General features: G+C 42.9%; 20 protein-coding genes. 12 read left to right on the top strand and 8 right to left on the bottom strand.

Translation table 11 applies throughout. The features are described 5' to 3' along the window. Positions 1-45: 45 nt before the first annotated feature. Genes QZX97_RS13975 through QZX97_RS13960 form a run of 4 tightly spaced genes read left to right on the top strand, consistent with a single transcriptional unit; the run spans position 46 to position 2728 of the window. On the top strand, positions 46-918 hold the full coding sequence (locus tag QZX97_RS13975; protein ID WP_295652013.1) for a helix-hairpin-helix domain-containing protein: 873 nt from the start codon (positions 46-48) through the stop codon (positions 916-918). Next, entirely contained in the window at positions 915-1442 is a 528-nt protein-coding gene (locus QZX97_RS13970; RefSeq protein WP_295652012.1) for an adenine phosphoribosyltransferase, read from the top strand. Before QZX97_RS13975 ends, QZX97_RS13970 begins: the two co-directional genes overlap by 4 nt. Positions 1443-1496: 54 nt before the next feature. Then, a complete protein-coding gene (locus tag QZX97_RS13965; protein ID WP_295652010.1) occupies positions 1497-2243 on the top strand; it encodes a DUF2071 domain-containing protein in 747 nt (248 codons plus the stop codon). A gap of 17 nt (positions 2244-2260) precedes the next feature. Beyond that, positions 2261-2728 (top strand): hypothetical protein, encoded by a 468-nt coding sequence (locus QZX97_RS13960; protein WP_295664730.1) that lies wholly within the window; start codon positions 2261-2263, stop codon positions 2726-2728. On the opposite strand, the gene QZX97_RS13955 is transcribed toward QZX97_RS13960, so the two are convergent. The 4 genes from QZX97_RS13955 to QZX97_RS13940 all read right to left on the bottom strand — a co-directional run bounded on the left by QZX97_RS13955 (position 2723) and on the right by QZX97_RS13940 (position 8240). Continuing rightward, positions 2723-3997: an anthranilate synthase component I family protein gene (locus QZX97_RS13955; RefSeq protein WP_295652006.1), complete on the bottom strand. Its 1275-nt coding sequence runs from the start codon at positions 3995-3997 to the stop codon at positions 2723-2725. The genes QZX97_RS13960 and QZX97_RS13955 overlap by 6 nt on opposite strands. A 73-nt stretch (positions 3998-4070) precedes the next feature. Continuing rightward, entirely contained in the window at positions 4071-5348 is a 1278-nt protein-coding gene (locus tag QZX97_RS13950) for an adenylosuccinate synthase (RefSeq protein ID WP_295652004.1), read from the bottom strand. 123 nt (positions 5349-5471) lie between these two features. Further along, positions 5472-5939, bottom strand: a complete 468-nt coding sequence (locus tag QZX97_RS13945; protein WP_295652003.1) for a transcriptional repressor — start codon at positions 5937-5939, stop codon at positions 5472-5474. 81 nt (positions 5940-6020) lie between these two features. Next, the gene (locus tag QZX97_RS13940; RefSeq protein ID WP_295652001.1) at positions 6021-8240 is read right to left on the bottom strand and encodes a bifunctional (p)ppGpp synthetase/guanosine-3',5'-bis(diphosphate) 3'-pyrophosphohydrolase; all 2220 of its coding nucleotides are present in this window, start codon (positions 8238-8240) and stop codon (positions 6021-6023) included. 260 nt (positions 8241-8500) lie between these two features. Between QZX97_RS13940 and QZX97_RS13935 the strand changes: the two genes are divergently transcribed. The 3 genes from QZX97_RS13935 to bshB1 are packed head-to-tail and all read left to right on the top strand — an operon-like array spanning position 8501 to position 10268. Further along, entirely contained in the window at positions 8501-9040 is a 540-nt protein-coding gene (locus QZX97_RS13935) for a DUF4294 domain-containing protein (protein WP_295651999.1), read from the top strand. Next, positions 9041-9544, top strand: a complete 504-nt coding sequence (locus QZX97_RS13930; RefSeq protein WP_295651997.1) for a glutathione peroxidase — start codon at positions 9041-9043, stop codon at positions 9542-9544. A 1-nt stretch (position 9545) separates the two neighbouring features. Beyond that, a complete protein-coding gene (gene bshB1, locus QZX97_RS13925) occupies positions 9546-10268 on the top strand; it encodes a bacillithiol biosynthesis deacetylase BshB1 (protein ID WP_295651995.1) in 723 nt (240 codons plus the stop codon). A 55-nt stretch (positions 10269-10323) separates the two neighbouring features. On the opposite strand, the gene QZX97_RS13920 is transcribed toward bshB1, so the two are convergent. Beyond that, positions 10324-10776: a hypothetical protein gene (locus QZX97_RS13920; protein WP_295651993.1), complete on the bottom strand. Its 453-nt coding sequence runs from the start codon at positions 10774-10776 to the stop codon at positions 10324-10326. A 313-nt stretch (positions 10777-11089) separates the two neighbouring features. Further along, positions 11090-11998 carry a pyridoxal-phosphate dependent enzyme gene (locus tag QZX97_RS13915; RefSeq protein WP_363152567.1) on the bottom strand — a complete coding sequence of 303 codons (909 nt, stop codon included), beginning with the start codon at positions 11996-11998 and terminating at the stop codon, positions 11090-11092. A 62-nt stretch (positions 11999-12060) separates the two neighbouring features. On the opposite strand from QZX97_RS13915, the gene QZX97_RS13910 reads away from it, so the two are divergent. Genes QZX97_RS13910 through QZX97_RS13895 form a run of 4 tightly spaced genes read left to right on the top strand, consistent with a single transcriptional unit; the run spans position 12061 to position 14569 of the window. Beyond that, positions 12061-13104, top strand: a complete 1044-nt coding sequence (locus QZX97_RS13910) for an RluA family pseudouridine synthase (RefSeq protein ID WP_295651991.1) — start codon at positions 12061-12063, stop codon at positions 13102-13104. 24 nt (positions 13105-13128) lie between these two features. Beyond that, a complete protein-coding gene (locus QZX97_RS13905; RefSeq protein WP_295651990.1) occupies positions 13129-13962 on the top strand; it encodes an aminotransferase class IV in 834 nt (277 codons plus the stop codon). Between the two features lie 48 nt (positions 13963-14010). Next, positions 14011-14247, top strand: coding sequence for a hypothetical protein (locus QZX97_RS13900; RefSeq protein WP_295651989.1), 237 nt, complete (start codon positions 14011-14013; stop codon positions 14245-14247). After that, positions 14237-14569 (top strand): type II toxin-antitoxin system RelE/ParE family toxin, encoded by a 333-nt coding sequence (locus QZX97_RS13895; protein WP_295651987.1) that lies wholly within the window; start codon positions 14237-14239, stop codon positions 14567-14569. Before QZX97_RS13900 ends, QZX97_RS13895 begins: the two co-directional genes overlap by 11 nt. Before the next feature lie 29 nt (positions 14570-14598). Here the strand turns inward: QZX97_RS13895 and fmt are convergent, their stop codons facing one another. Continuing rightward, positions 14599-15522, bottom strand: a complete 924-nt coding sequence (gene fmt, locus QZX97_RS13890; protein WP_295651985.1) for a methionyl-tRNA formyltransferase — start codon at positions 15520-15522, stop codon at positions 14599-14601. A 4-nt stretch (positions 15523-15526) separates the two neighbouring features. Here fmt and QZX97_RS13885 point away from each other — a divergent pair, with 4 nt between their 5' ends. Beyond that, positions 15527-15676 carry a hypothetical protein gene (locus tag QZX97_RS13885; RefSeq protein WP_295651983.1) on the top strand — a complete coding sequence of 50 codons (150 nt, stop codon included), beginning with the start codon at positions 15527-15529 and terminating at the stop codon, positions 15674-15676. Between the two features lie 59 nt (positions 15677-15735). On the opposite strand, the gene QZX97_RS13880 is transcribed toward QZX97_RS13885, so the two are convergent. Further along, positions 15736-16020: a hypothetical protein gene (locus tag QZX97_RS13880; RefSeq protein WP_295651981.1), complete on the bottom strand. Its 285-nt coding sequence runs from the start codon at positions 16018-16020 to the stop codon at positions 15736-15738. Positions 16021-16229 lie beyond the last annotated feature (209 nt).

The following is a 16229-nucleotide window of genomic DNA, read 5'->3' as shown; positions in this document are numbered from 1 at the left end:
ATATTAATCAAAAATAGCCATAGTTTAGCTAAACATTAGCTTCGAATGAGTTCGCGCATCAGGAAATATTTTGAGATCAGCAAAAAAGAATGGAACGGCATGGTTGTGCTGGTCGTCCTTATTTTTCTCATCATCATTTCGCCTTATGTTTACCGGCATTTCCATCGCGATAAGCCGATGGACCTAACCCAGTTTAACAAAGACCTTGCTCTTATCAAAGCTGCCAAAACCAAAGATGGCGAAGTAACTTACGATGATGCGGATACCGATTTGGATAAAAAGGAAACACATCCACTCATGTTTGCCTTTAACCCTAACAACTTGCCCGACAGCTTATGGTTAAAGTTAGGCTTAAGCGAAAGGCAGGTGCACATCATCAAAAACTACAAGCTTAAGGGCGGGCATTTTTATGCTAAAACCGACCTGCAAAAGGTTTACTCCATCACTGCTGCCGACTATTCTCGACTGGAACCTTATATCAATATCCCCGATGAAAAATTCAGTAATAAAGTAGAAGGGATAGTGCTTGAAATCAATACGGCGGATTCGACAAAGCTGACCGAAATAAAAGGCATCGGCCCTGCTTTCGCGGAGCGCATCATTAAATACCGTAACCAGTTGGGCGGCTTTTATAAAAAAGAGCAGTTGATGGAAGTTTATGGTATCGATTCGGCAAAATACCGCGCGATAGCAAACAGCATTAGTGTTAATCCGAAGCGCGTCAAAAAGATAGCCATTAACAAAGTGGGCATTGATGATTTGCGGCCGTTCCCGTACCTCAACTTTAAGCAAATGAATGCCATATTACAGTACCGCAAACAGCACGGCGATTACACCTCTATAAACGACTTGCGAAACGTAGCCATACTGGATGACGAAATTTTACGTAAAATTACACCCTATATAACTTATAAATGATAGACCAGCAGATAAAAGCCGTTATACGCGATGTTCACGATTTCCCACGCCCGGGGATTGTTTTTAAAGACATTACGCCCATTTTAAAAAGCCCGCAGCTTTGTAACGGGATTATTGATGCTTTTGTGGAAAAACTGGGCGATACCCGTATTGATGTGGTTGCCGGTGTAGAGAGCCGTGGCTTCCTGTTCGGTTTGATATTGGCCATGCGCCTGGACGTGCCATTTATACCGGTGCGCAAAGTGGGCAAGTTACCCTACACCACCAAGCAAAAAAAATACGAACTGGAGTATGGCGACGCCGCTATTGAATTGCATACCGATGCTTTTGCGGTTGGCGCGCATGTATTGATACACGATGACCTGCTGGCAACGGGCGGCACAGTGACTGCTACCAGTGAGTTGATACAGGAAATGGGTGGCATAGTAGCAGGTTTTGCTTTTGTAGTTGGCCTTGGTTTTTTAAACGGGAAAGAACGCATAAGGCCAATATCCGAGAATATCATCGTATTGTCGGAATATTGATGTAGCAACCATAAACTTTGCCATAGCCATTTAAAAGCTGACCTTTGCGGTTAAATGACTAAGCCCAAATTTCTAACCGCTCATTGGCAAAACCTGTTGATGGTAAACTACGAGGTTGCCCCCGAAATTTTAAAGCCACATCTGCCGCCCGGCACCGAGCTCGACCTTTGGCAAGGCAAGGCCCTGGTAAGTATGGTTGGCTTTTTGTTTAACCAAACCCGTGTGTTCGGCATCAAATGGCCGGGGCATGTCAATTTTGAAGAGGTAAACCTGCGTTTTTATGTGCGCTACTTTGATGGCAATAAGTGGAAGCGTGGTGCTGTTTTTATCAGCGAAATTGTGCCTAAACCAGTCATCTGCATCATAGCCAACAGTTTGTATAACGAGCATTACTGCTCCATGCCAATGAGGCATTCCATTACGCCGAAAGCAAATGGCCTAACCGAATACTTGTACGAATGGAAACTAAAGGGTAAATGGAACAAGTTGGGTGCTTCGGTACATAAAAATGCCACTCCAATGCAACCCGGCAGCGCCGAAGAGTTTATTTTTGAGCATTATTGGGGCTACAATAAACTAAACGAAACTAAAACGCTCGAATATGCCGTGGAGCATGTGAGTTGGGAGGTGCGCAAAGTGGAAGATTTTGTGTTTGAAGCTGATGTTGCGCGATTGTACGGCGCTGATTTTGTGCATTACCTGAGTGCAAAGCCAGTGTCCGCCTTTTTTGCCAATGGCTCGGCAGTGGCGGTGAGGGTGGCTGGGAAAATTAAAACAGTAAATAGCATATCAATCAAATAAGCTATATTGCATAGCAAATGGAAATAAACACAAACTATAAAAATATAAGCTCACGGATTTTTTTGTTAATTATTTTTTCAATTCTCCTGTTTCTTATAGTCTTTTATGGGATTATTAAAAATGGACAACAGCCTCTATATATAGTTGCGGCTTTGATTAGTTGGTTGTATGTGGGTTTATTGATTTCAGTTTTCGGTGTACTGAAGGTACAGATTGACGAATTTGACGGAAAATGGACATTTATTAGAATTGTATCTAAAAAGGAAATCGACAGCGGACAAATTTCTCGATATTATAAATCGGTTTATAACACAAGAAAAGGAAGTAGTTACGGCATAATTATCGAACTAGGTAATAGTAAATTGATTGAATTGAACCCAGGTAATTTAGACAAGGTAATGCAATTAGAACAGTATTTAAAAACTTTGAAGATTGAATTTGCAGGCGAAAAAAAATCATTCTATCCTTTTACTTCCGCATTATAAATTACAGCCTAACACCTCAAATATAGCCTTCGCTTTCAACAAACATTCCTCATATTCCTTTTCGGGATAGGCATTGTGCGTAATGGCGCTTCCTACCTGTAACGAGAGATAACGGTTCTCTGCATTGTAAAAAATGGTCCGGATAACCACATTAAAATCGAAATCGTCATCCGGACCGAAATAGCCAATGGCACCCGAGTATACACCCCGCTTGGTACGCTCATATTGCTCCATCAGGCGCATGGCGCTCACTTTGGGTGCTCCTGTCATGCTGCCCATCGGAAAGGTGCGCTTGATGGCCTGCACATCGCTCAACGCTTCGTTTTTTATACAGGTAACGGTCGATATCATTTGGTGTACTTGCTCAAAACTGTATATGCCGAATAGTTCTTCCACTCGCACCGTACCTGGTTTGGCGGCACGAGTCAAATCGTTACGCACCAGATCTACAATCATTACGTTTTCCTGCTGTTCTTTAGGGTGGTTTTTTAGTTCGGTTTTCAGGTGTTCGTCTTCTGCCTTGTCAATACCGCGTTTTGCAGTCCCTTTTATGGGTTGCGATATGAGTCGCTCCCCGCGTTTGGCCAGATATCTTTCGGGCGAAGCAGAGAGGATATACTTGTTATTTAACTTAAAGAACGCCGAAAATGGTGTTGGTGATACACGGTTCAGTTTCACGAAAACATCCAATGGCTGTAACACACAGTTTTCCGCATAAAACTCCTGGCAAAAGTTGGTCTCGTAAATATCCCCGCGTGTGATGTGCTGCTGAATGGTTTTAACCGTCGTGATATACTCGTCGCGGCTAAAACGCGCCTTGATAGCTACGTTAGTTGGGGTTTTCGACTCTAGTTCAGGATAGGACTTTATCGCGTCGAATATCTTTCCCGCATCATCCGAAATAATCTCGATTTCGGCGCCTTTAAATAGTAGGACATGCTTGGGTACAAAAAAATACAGTTCAGGAAAATGGAGATGGTCCGCATTTTGAGAGGCGAGTTCTTCAGTCTCATTTTTCAAATCGTATGAAAAAAATCCCAATACAAAGCCGGGATTTTTTTTCCTGAAAGTATCCAGTTCCTCAAAAGCACTCCCTTCATTGCAACGTACGGAGTGTTTAATACCAATCGCCAGTAGGGTTTCAAATTTTGAGTACGGGTCACTAAATCCGTTCGAATCGAGGTATGCGCACACCTCAAAGCCAGAAGCCCAATGCAGGGCTTTGCTTTTAAATAGTAGCAAATCGACGGTTCCGGTGGCGATCCTCATTCGTATAAAACCTGTAAAAATGATAAAAGGCCGAATTACCGGCCCTTTACTTATTCATTTAAGTTAATATCTGTTAATGCAATACCAAAGTTTGTACCCTGTCGGGCCCAACCGATAGGTACTTAACAGGCACGTCCAGTTCCTTTTCTAAAAATGTGATGTAGTTGGCCAGTTTCTGAGGTATCTCCGCTATTTCGCGTATGCCGGTCAGGTCTTCGTTCCAGCCGTCAATTTCTTTAAGAACAGGTTCAGGTTTAATAGTACAAATATCGTATGGCATATAATCTATTATTTCGCCCTGGTAGTTGTAGTGGGTACATGCATATATTTTTTCAAAACCACTTAACACATCGGCCTTGGTCATTACCAATTGGGTAACGCCGTTCAGCATAATAGCATATTTCAATGCAGGCAGGTCTATCCAACCTGTACGGCGCGGGCGGCCGGTAGTAGCACCAAATTCATGCCCAATTTGACGAAGTTCTTCGCCCAGTTCGTTATCCAGTTCGGTAGGGAAGGGGCCACTACCAACACGTGTGCAATAGGCTTTAAATATACCTATTACTTCGCCAATTTGTTGTGGCGCAATACCCAGGCCTGTGCAAGCACCTGCTGTTGTGGTGTTTGATGAGGTTACAAAAGGGTACGAACCAAAGTCGATATCCAACATGGTGCCTTGTGCACCTTCGGCCAATACCTTTTTACCGGTTTTGATGCAGTTGTTTACGTAGTGCTCAGAGTCAACCAACTCAAATTTCTTGATCAGTTCGATGGCTTCGAAGAATGCCGCCTCGCGTTCGCTAAAATCACCTACTTCTCCATACAGGGCTTGCAGCATCGAAGTATGTTTATCGGTTAATTTCTGGTAGCGTTCTTTAAAGTCGGGTAGTAAGATATCGCCAACACGCAAACCGTTACGGCCCGTTTTGTCCATGTAAGTCGGGCCAATACCTTTCAACGTCGAACCAATCTTACCTTCGCCCATCTTCTTCTCCGAAGCGGCATCCAGCAATTGGTGCGTGGGTAATATCAGGTGCGCTTTTTTAGCTATCAGTAGGTTCTTTTTGGCCAGCAGGTCGTGCCCGGCATCTTTTAGCTTATCGATTTCACGTTTAAGCGTAATTGGGTCTATTACCACGCCATTACCTATCAGGTTTAACGTATTGTTAAAAAATATGCCGGAAGGGATGGTATTCAAAACGAATTTTTTACCATCAAACTCTAAGGTGTGTCCGGCATTCGGTCCACCCTGAAATCGGGCTATCAAATCATAATCCGGACTCAATACGTCCACTATCTTCCCTTTTCCCTCGTCGCCCCATTGAAGGCCAAGTAATACGTCAACAGCCATTTATCTTATTTATTTTTATCAAAAAAACATTTTGGTATCCTTCGTTTCAAAGAAGAAGTTCAAAGGTATAATCATTAACTAAACTATGCAGATTAATTTGAAGATTTTATCAAAAAGGAAACTTTAATTCCTCCTGTCGCACACCCCCGTTTTTAATTTATCGCAGTTCCCGTAAAGGTTCAACGAGTGGTGTTTGATGTCAAATTTTAATATATCGCCCATCATCGATTGTATTTGTTGAATACGTGGGTCGCAAAACTCAACCACCTTGCCGCAATCAATGCAAATAATATGGTCATGTTGTTTATACCCGTACGATTTTTCAAATTGGGCCATGTTTTTGCCAAACTGGTGTTTTGTTACCAGATCGCAGCTTACCAATAATTCAAGCGTATTATAAACGGTTGCTCTGCTTACCCGGTATTTTTTGTTTTTCATATGGATATACAGCGATTCCACATCAAAATGGTCGGTACGAGAGTATATTTCTTCGAGTATGGCAAAGCGCTCAGGGGTTTTCCTGAGACTTTTATTCTCGAGATAAGCCTCGAAAATTTTTTTAACCATTGCGCTGGTTTCCTGCTGGGACATGTTTATACTTTATTCAGTTCAAAGTTAGTCGTTTTAGTTTATAGTCCACGGAAAAAAATGTCGTGTAGTATACACGTTAACTCAAGATGCTTTTTCAATCGAATCGAAACGGGTAACGGAAGTTATACCCCTAACGGTATTTAATTTTTTGATCAGGTTATCCAAATGCTCGGTATCGTTAACATAAACCATAATCGATCCTTCAAAAATTCCATTATCGCTGTCAACCGTAATAGATCGTATGTTCACCTTAAAATCGTTCGATATAACGGTAGTCAACTTGTTTATCAAGCCCACATCATCAATACCGGTAATGCGTAGCCCGGTTAAAAATGCCAGTTCCTGCTGGTTGGTCCAGCGAGCCTTCACTACTCTATAACCATAGTTCGACATCAGTTTGGTTGCATTCGGGCAGTTGGTACGGTGTATCTTGATGCCGTCGCCGACGGTAATAAAGCCGAAAACATCATCACCGGGTATTGGGTTGCAGCAATTGGCCAGTTTATAGTCAATTTTTTGCATGTCTTCGCCGATCAGTAATATATCGCTGTCTTTCGTTTTGACGCTCCTGAGCAGGTTTTGCACCTGGTCGGTTTCAATTTTGTCTTGTGGTTTTAATTCAACAATTTTTTCGGATGCAACAAACTCGCGCAGGTCCTTCATGTCAATCAACCCCTTGGCCACGTTATAAAACAGGTCCTGGGTAGATTGTAGTTTAAAGAAATAGCTTAGTTTATAAATATTGTCGGAGTTGTAAGTAATCTTTAACGATTTCATCTTACGTTCCAATATCTCCTTACCGTCGTCGGCAATTTTGCGCTTTTCTTCTTTTAATGACGACTTGATTTTTGCCTTCGCTTTGGCAGTAACCACAATGTTCAGCCAGTCTTCCTTAGGTGTTTGTTTACCCGAAGTAATGATTTCAACCTGATCGCCGTTTTGCAGTTTATACCCCAGCGGCACCAGTTTATGGTTAACCTTGGCACCAATGCAACTTGCACCAACGTCACTATGTATCTCGAAAGCGAAATCCAGTGCTGTAGCGTTCAATGGCAATTGTATGAGCGCTCCTTTCGGCGTAAAAATGAATATCTCGTCCGAAAAGAGGTTCATTTTAAAATCATCCAAAAAGTCGAGCGCGTTCGAGTCGGGGTTCTTTAACATCTCGCGTACTTTTTGTACCCACAGGTCAAGCCCGCTGTCGCTTGATGATTCTTTATACTTCCAGTGCGCGGCGAAGCCTTTCTCGGCAATTTCGTTCATCCGCTTTGTACGTATCTGTACTTCAACCCATTGTCCGCGCGGCCCCATTACTGTAGTGTGTAAACTTTCATACCCATTTGCTTTTGGCGAAGATATCCAGTCGCGCAGCCGATCGGGATTGGGGCGATAAAGGTCGGTAACAATGGAGTAGGCTTTCCAGCAATCCGCTTTTTCCTGGTCGGGCTGGCTGTCTAATATGATACGGATTGCAAAAAGGTCATAAACTTCCTCAAAAGGGATAGCCTTTTTCTTCATCTTGTTCCAAATGGAGTGGATAGACTTTGGCCTGCCAAAAATATCAGAATGTAAATCCTGTGCCGATATGACTTTTTTTACCGGTTCAATAAAATCCCGGATGAATTTTTCCCGCTCCGCCTTTTTCTCGTTCAGTTTATTTTTGATGAACTGGTAAGTTTCGTGCTCGGTGTATTTCATCGAGAGGTCTTCCAGTTCCGACTTTATGGCATACAACCCCAGCCTGTGTGCCAAAGGGGCATACAGGTATATCGTTTCCGATGATAGTTTCAACTGCTTATCGCGCGGCATAAACTCCATAGTGCGCATGTTATGGAGCCTGTCGGCCAATTTTATCAGAATTACCCTGACATCATCAGCGAGGGTAAGCAGCATCTTACGGAAGTTTTCGGCTTGTAACGAGCTGTTGGTATCAAATACCCCCGAAATTTTGGTGAGCCCGTCAATAATTTTGGCCACCTTTTTGCCAAACTCACGTTCAATATCATCCAAGGTAACAGCAGTATCCTCAACAACATCGTGCAGCAATGCGCAAACAATGGATGTAGTACCCAAGCCTATTTCTTCGGCAGCTATCTGTGCTACGGCAATCGGGTGATAAATATAAGGCTCGCCCGATTTACGGCGCATATCTTTATGGCTTTCCAACGCCATATCAAAAGCCTTGCGTATCATGGCCTTATCGCCTTTTTGCATGGTAGCTTTACAGGCACGCAGCAAGGCACGGTATCTTTTTAGTATTTCGTTCTTCTCAACTTCCAGGTCAATCACTAATTCTTTCATTCAGAGCGGCTTATATTTTTGTTTATGAACTACCGGTGTAATTTCTTCGTTATTAAAACGTAATTATGGGTTACTTCTTAAACAATCGGGTATTTATAAATGCAATATTATTGTAACAAACTATTAATTGTGGCTTGTTTAACCAAATACCTAAAAAATAGCTTTAATTTTGTATACGTAAAATTATGAAAATTATTGGGCTTTTATGTGTTTTTACTTGCTTTGCAGGGTGTGCCCTTGCTCAAAGTGCGCATCCGCCTATGCCTAAATTGGGCAAAAATGATACCATTAAGGTAGCCGTTGCAGAAGTTGACGGTGAGATGATACCTTGGTTACTATTAAAAGATGTTTCGATATATGACCATCGTACCTTTGCTGATAAAGATGCGCGCAACAATTATTACCAACTGAGATACAACGTACTTAAAGTAGCCCCTTATGCAATGTTTGCGGGCAACAGGTACCGCCAACTGGAGCGCGATTTGGCCTTAACCGGCGATAAAGCCAAACAAAAGGCTTTGGTTAACGCGTGCGACAAACAAATAAAAGACCTTTTTAATGCCAAAATTAAAGACATGAGCATTACGCAGGGCGAAATATTGATAAAATTAGTAAACCGTGAAACAGGCAATACCAGTTATGCGTTAGTAAAAGAGTTAAAAGGCAGTATCAATGCTTTTATGTTTCAATCGCTTGCGAGGTTGTTTGGCCATGATTTGAAAGAGACCTACGACCCGCAAGAGGAGTACGAAATAGAAAACATACTTGATAAGGCTGGTTATAAATATCACAGGGACTAAATGAACGAACATACCATTTACCGCTTTAATGTTGAAAAGTTAAACGGTGAAGAAATAAGCCTGTCGAAGTATAGCAATAAAGTACTTTTGATAGTGAACACAGCTTCCGCTTGCGGGTTTGCTCCGCAACTGAACGATTTGGAAGAACTAAGAAAGGAATTTGAAAATACAGACTTCGAGATATTAGCTTTTCCTTCGAATGATTTTGGTGGCCAGGAGCCATTAGACGGTGCGGAGATTGAAAGTTTTTGCCATGTAAACCATGGGGCTAACTATCAAATGTTTGGTAAAATAAGGGTTAGGGGTACTTACGCTCACCCTCTATTTAAGTTCCTTGCCGACAAAAAATTGAACGGGCATATAAGGTCGCAACCGAAGTGGAATTTTCATAAATACCTGATAAACAGGAAAGGCGAAGTGGTCGATTTTTTTTACCCTTTTACCAAACCAAATTCGGCCAAAATCAAAAGAAAGATAACCCGCTTGCTATCATCTCAAAGTTAATATGCTAAAATTAGATATCCTTGTACTGGCTGTACATCCTGACGATGCCGAGTTAGGTTGTGCGGGAACCATCCTTAAACATATAGCTTTGGGGCATAAAGTTGGTATAGTGGACCTTACCCGTGGTGAATTAGGTACACGTGGTTCTGCTGAATTGCGCGATATAGAGGCTGCCGCCGCCGCGAAAATTTTAGGCCTGACTATTCGCGAAAATTTAGGTTTGGCTGATGGCTTTTTTGCAAATGATAAAGAACACCAGTTAAAGGTAATTACCGCCATCAGGAAATACAGACCCCAAATTGTAATCACCAACGCCTATCACGACAGACATCCCGATCATGGACGCGCGAGCGATTTAGTTGAGACATCAGCTTTTTTGGCCGGACTGATAAAAATTGAGACCGATTTTAATGGTGTTCGGCAAGAAGCTTGGAGGCCCTCATTGGTTCTACATTTTATCCAGGATCAATATATCCAACCCGATATCATTGTAGATATTACTGACTATTGGGATAAAAAAATGGAGAGCGTAAAGGCCTATGGCACGCAATTTCACAACCCCGGCTCGAATGAGAAGCATGAAACATACATTTCATCGCCCGAGTTTTATTACATGCTTGATGGCCGCGCCCGCGAATTTGGAAAATCGATCGGGGTTAAATACGCAGAAGGTTTTACTTCTAAAAAACTGTTAGGGGTGGAAAACCTTTTTGACCTTAGATAAGGTGTCGATTGCCGGTAATAAGCGAGATTTATTACCGACCACATCAACACAATTTTCAGGGTTTTACGTAATCAAACCTGTTGTTCTCGTTGTTTCTTTCGCGTTTCAGCTTGCCCTCGTTTGCAAGCTTCAACAAGATACCCGACAGTTCTGAAGTTTTAAAATCAGAATCATACGAATCCCTGCAGTAGTTAGCTATCGCGGCTATTGATCTGCGTGTTTCAAAGAAATCGGTGTGGATGATTTGATTAAGGATTTTTGTAGCGCCGGGTTTTTTGCGGTTTCTTATCCTACCTTCTGTTCCATCATCTTCATACTCTCTTCTTTTCCTGCCACGATTGTCCTGGAGTTTCAACGATTCTCCATCGCCGTCATGTCTGTCACCCTCAATGATGCTGTCCAATAGTCTGTCAATAATTTTAACTTGTACGGCTTCCGAGCGGAAGGCGTTAACAACTTCGGATATTTCCAATAGTTGTTTTCTTAATTTTTCGGTGTGCTTGCTCATGTTAATTAATAAGTGCTTGAATTTTGTGCATTTGCATCAACCCGGGGAAAATTGATACAGCTGCAAATTTAATTGATTTTCAGTATAATTTTTTATAATCAAATTATTTTAACTTCAATTATAATGATAACTAACGTTTTATGTGTTAAAAAGTGTGTATTATTTAAAAATAATTCATAAACATTTTCCTATCCTGCATTTGGTGATAATTAATTAATTACAATGTAATTTTTATAAGCGCATTTTAATAAAATAAAACCTATATAATAGGTGTATTTACCCGATTAAGCATATTTTAAGCATTGCTTTAAAGTTAAAACTTATCGGCCATTCCCAACAAGCCTAACAAACCACCTGTATGAACTGCTAATATTTTATTACCGGGCTGAAAATAATTTTTTGCTGCTAAATCAAATATGGCATGCAGCATTTTTCCCGTATACACCGGTTCTATAAGGATACCGGTTGCCATCACAAATTGTTTTATAAACGATATCAGCTCGCGAGTGGCTTTAGCATAACCCCCAAAATGATAATCCGTATGTAATTGATAAACCGACGGTTTTAAAACGTATTTATCTATCTCATTCGCCATAAAACCGCCGTTTTTAAACACAGGAACCGCGTGAAATTCCGTTTCCAGGTAATTATTATTAATGCCATTGATAATACCTGCAGCGGTTGTACCCGTACCACAGGCACAAAATATATGATGATAATTGTCCATTAATTCATCAACTATTTCGGCACAGCCTAAGGCGCCCTCGGGCGATGCTCCGCCTTCGTCGATAAATAGGGCATCCGCATCGTCGCCAAAATAATGGGCAAACAACGCCGCCTTTTTACGATAACTTTCCCGGTCAACAAATATCAGCTCCATGCCATAAAGGCGACATAAAAAAATATGGTCGTTCATCACTTCCTCGCCCCGTACAATTCCGGTTGCCTTAAACCCAAACTGTGCCGCGGCTGCAGCCGTTGCTATGAGGTGGTTTGAGTATGCACCGCCAAAAGTAACCAGGTGGCTGCGCTTTTCTTCTCGCGCTTTTTTAAGCAGGTACTTTAACTTTCGCCACTTATTGCCCGATATCACCGGGTGTATCAGGTCATCACGTTTAAGATATAGATAAATGCCCTTTTCATCCAGCAAAGGATGCCTCACTTCGTGTACCGGGCTGAATATTTCAAGGTCAATCTCTTTCATCATATTTTCTTTACTCACCGTTCACATTAAAAGTACACAAAATTAGATACCCCTTAAAAAAACCAGTATTTTTGCCCCTAATGAGCCACCAACCCGAAATAGACGAACAGGAAGAACAGGACCTATACGAACATTTGCGCGTGGTGGTTGATAAAGGCCAGTCGCTGTTGCGGATAGACAAATTCCTGATGCACCGCATCGAGAATGCCTCGCGTAACCGCATCCAAAACGCTATCGACCTGGGCAACGTGCTGGTGAACGATAAACTCATCAAACCCAGCTACAAAGTAAAGCCTTTGGATGTAATATCGGTGGTACTGCCGCATCCGCCTCGCGATACTGAAGTTTACCCCGAAAACATCCCGCTCGACATTGTTTATGAGGACGATGATGTATTGGTGGTGAACAAACCCGCCGGTTTGGTGGTCCATCCGGGTTATAACAACTATACCGGTACTCTGGTAAATGGTTTGGTATACCATTTCCAGCAATTGCCAACCCTTCCGGGGAATGATGGCAGGCCGGGATTGGTGCACCGCATCGACAAGGATACCTCGGGACTACTCCTCATCAGTAAGAACGAACGCGCCATGACCTGGTTAGCCCGCCAGTTTTACGAGCATACCATTGCCCGCAAATACATCGCCCTGGTTTGGGGCGACCTGGAAACCGACGGCACCGTTGAAGGCTATATTGGCCGCAGTATTAAAGACCGCCGGGTAATGAGCATTTACGATGACCCCGAAAAGGGCAAATGGAGCGTTACCCATTACAAAGTGCTGCAACGCCTCAACTACGTTACCCTGATAGAATGCCAGTTGGAAACCGGCCGCACACACCAGATACGCGCCCATATGAAACACATCGGCCACCCTTTGTTTAGCGATGCCACTTACGGCGGCGACAGCATTTTAAAAGGCACCGTATTCAGCAAGTACAAACAGTTTGTTGAGAACGGTTTTGAATTGATGCCGCGCCAGGCCTTACATGCGCAAAGCCTTGGTTTTGTGCACCCTACAACACGCAAATTTGTTTATTTTGAGGCACCTTTGCCGCCTGATTTCGAATCGGTACTGGCCAAGTGGCAAAAATATATGTCGGCTGCTGCCGGACAAAATGATTAAACCATTGTTATACGTCAATTAAATATGCCTGCTTTCATCAATTTTAATGGCGAAATACTGCCTTCGGGTACCAACCTGCTTAGCGTGGCCAACCGTGGCTTTAAGTATGGCGACGGCCTGTTCGAAAGCATGCGCCTGATGAAAGGCAAACTCAAATTTGTAGACCTGCACGCCGAGCGCCTGCAAAAAGGTATGAAAGCCCTGCAACTCGACGGCTACTCACAAATGGATGCCTACTTCCTCAAAGAAAAAGCAGAGGAATTGGCCCGGCGCAACCAGGCCAAGCACGCCCGTTTGCGACTGACCGTTTACCGGGATGCCGAGGGCTTTTACGCCCCATCACAAAACAAAACAGGCTATTGTCTGGAACTTACCCCCGTTGATGAACCCCGCTACTTTTTGAACGAACGCGGCCTCATCATGGATATTTACGATGAAGTGCCCAAGGCCATCAACATCCTATCCAACTATAAAACCTGCAACTCCATGTTGTACGTAATGGCCGGCTTGTACAAAACCCGTAACAACCTCGACGAGGCCTTTATCCTCAACCAAAGCGGCAACCTTTGCGAAAGCATCAGTGCCAACGTATTTGTACTTTACCAAGGCTACCTATATACCCCGGCATTGAGCGAGGGCTGCATAGGCGGCGTAATGCGCCAGGTGGTGATGGACATAGCCACCAAACAAGGCATCCCCGTAGTAGAGGCCCAAATAGCGCCCGAAATATTGTACGAAGCCGAAGAAGTGTTCATCACCAATGCCAGCCGGGGCATACAATGGGTAATGGGTTTCGGTATCAAACGCTATTTTAACGAAATGAGCAAGGTTTTGATGGACGAACTCAATAAACTATAACCCTACTGAATTGTTATTATCTATTTAATAGCTTAAATTTGTATTGTAATGACAACGTTTACCATAGATATTGAAGACCAACAGGCCGAAAAAGCGGTTAAAGCTTTTTTGGATGCGCTTGAATTGAAATATGCTGTCAACTACTCTGGTACATCTGGTAAAGCATTGGATAAAAAGTCTCAAAAGCTATATAATGGACTGAAAAGTTCTTTGCAGGACATCAAAAAATGGGAAAATGGCGAAATCGAGTTAAAAAACGCTAAAGACCTGTTGAATGAGCTTTAATGTTAAAATCACTCCCGAGTTTGATAAGTCGCTAAAGCAGATAGCAAAGAAACATAAGTCTGTAAAGAACGACATCCTCAATTTAATTAATGAACTTGAAGAACACCCAACAATGGGTACATCTTTAGGCAATAATTTGTATAAGGTACGACTGGCCTTAAGCGGCACAAGTAAGGGCAAAAGCGGCGGTGCCCGTGTTATAACTTACGTTAAAATATCGCGCGAAACCGTTGTTCTTGCACAGATATATCTAAAGTCGGAATTTGATACCGTTGATGAAAGCGGCATCTTAAAACGACTATCAGATGATGGTATTGTTTAAGCTATAAAATCGGTGTAATCCTCAAAAAATCAGTGAAATCCCGAATATCCCCTCAAAAACTCCTCAATCCCCATCCGCTTTTTCCCTTCCAATTGTATATCCATAACGCTCATAAACCCATCCGCGCAGGCAAACTTCAAATACGTCTTGTTATCCGTTAAAAAACTACCTGCCGAAATACCGGGTTCGCCGGGCAATAGTTCAGCCTTAAATATCTTCAACAACTTCCCGTTCAAAAAGGTATAAGCGGTAGGGTATGGGCTTAGGCCGCGTATCCTGTTGTATACTTGCTCGGCGGGTTGGTTAAAGTCTATAAGGCAATCCTCCTTAAATATTTTTGGCGCATGTTTCAGCTTAGCACCGGCGGTCATGCTATCCTGCGCTTGTTCTTTGTAATCGCCGCTTACAATGGCCTTTACGGTCTTCACCAATAGTCCGGCCCCAACAGCCATCAGTTCATCGTGCAGGTCGCCGGCGGTATCATCGGGTTTTATGTTGACGCTTTCGCTGAAGAGCACATCGCCCGTGTCGATATCCTGCTTTAAAAAGAACGTGGTTACCCCGCTTTGTTTCTCGCCGTTAATAATGGCCCAGTTTATCGGTGCCGCGCCGCGATAATTGGGCAGCAGCGAAGCATGCAAATTAATGGTACCCTTTGGCGGCATGGCCCAAACCACTTCGGGCAACATCCTGAAAGCCACTACCACCTGCAGGTCGGCTTTTAAGGCCATTAATTCCGCCAAAAACTCAGGGTTCTTCAGCTTTTCGGGCTGCAAAACCATCAGACTATTGGCCACCGCATACTGCTTTACCGCGCTTTCGCTCAGTTTTTGCCCCCGGCCGGCCGGCTTATCCGGTGCCGTTATCACACCAACCACCTCAAACCCGGCCTTCACCAGTGCGTCCAGCGATGCCACCGCAAACTCGGGCGTACCCATAAATACTATTCTCATATTGATGGCAAAGATAATTCAATATAATGTGCAAATGTGCGTTTGTGCCGATATGAAAATGAAAGATATGGGTAAATATGGGTACGGCGAAAGCTGGCGCGAGGCTCTGCCTCGTGACCAACTACCCTCTGGCCTCCGGCCTGGCTATGGGTAAATATGGGTATACAAAACATTTACTTTTTGTCTTTACTCCTTGTTCCTTTATCAATAGCATTACAAACTAACCATCTCCAGCAACTTAAAAACAGCCACTACCAAGGCCCCGATATAGACAGCCTTCACCCAATACCCGCCCCCTTTTCTGGCCAAAAACAAACCGCAGGCAAACAATACCAGCAAACTGCTAAAAAGCACCCTGGCAATAAATATCCCCTCATCATTCCTTTGTTTCAACAGCGGGTCCCAGGCAAATGCATAGGGCGATATCATCAGCCCCCATATCAATACAGGGACGCCTAAAATCAGTATCAAAACGGTCATCACTTTTGTCGCATTCATTATTTCATTTTACAATTTTCTCAATTGTTTTTTGATGGATATGGGTATTTATGGGTATCTAAAAAAAGTTCAAAAGCACTTTTATCAAATTCACAATTTGGTTTTACAAACTATACAATATAAGGAAAATTTGTGAGATATCCAAAATAATCACCGCGATATCCTACATTGCACCTACTATCGTAGTATAGTATAAGCTATCCAGAGCA

It is taken from the genome of uncultured Mucilaginibacter sp. (assembly GCF_903893715.1).
Lineage (GTDB): Bacteria > Bacteroidota > Bacteroidia > Sphingobacteriales > Sphingobacteriaceae > Mucilaginibacter.
The sequence above is the reverse complement of the archived record's forward strand: the minus strand, read 5'-3'. Positions and strand labels throughout refer to the sequence as shown.